Source organism: Bowmanella yangjiangensis (genome assembly GCF_017255015.1).
In the GTDB taxonomy this organism is placed as follows: Bacteria; Pseudomonadota; Gammaproteobacteria; order Enterobacterales; family Alteromonadaceae; genus Bowmanella; species Bowmanella yangjiangensis.
Genome location: NZ_JAFKCS010000716.1, coordinates 1 through 372, shown reverse-complemented (window position 1 = coordinate 372; position 372 = coordinate 1). Strand labels below are relative to the sequence as shown.

The 372-nt window shown below is 68.3% G+C and carries 1 protein-coding gene; it reads left to right on the top strand.

The genetic code is table 11. The features are described from left to right. On the top strand, positions 1-372 hold a 372-nt coding region (locus J0A65_RS26385; protein WP_206597144.1), incomplete at both ends, for an FKBP-type peptidyl-prolyl cis-trans isomerase.

The window sequence follows — 372 nt, the reverse complement described above, 5'->3', positions numbered from 1 at the left end:
CTTGCGCCAGGCCTACGACGGCAAGCCGCTGCGTCTGGACAGCGCCCGTATCGAACAGCTGCTCGATGAGCACGAAGCGCGCATCGCGGCCTCGCCGCAACGCCATGCCAAGGCTATCGAAGCGGAACAGCGCTTTCTCGCCGAACAGCGCCAGCGCCCCGGCACCCGGGTGCTGGAGAACGGCGTGCTGGTGAGCGAGCTGGGCAGCGGCAGTGGCCCGACGCCCTCGGCACGTAGCCGGGTGCAAGTGAGCTATCGCGGTTCGCTGGCAGACGGCAGTGTCTTCGACGAGAGTGACACGCCACAGTGGTTTCGCCTGGACAGCCTGATCGCCGGCTGGCGCAGCGCACTGCTGCAGATGCCCAAGGGCGC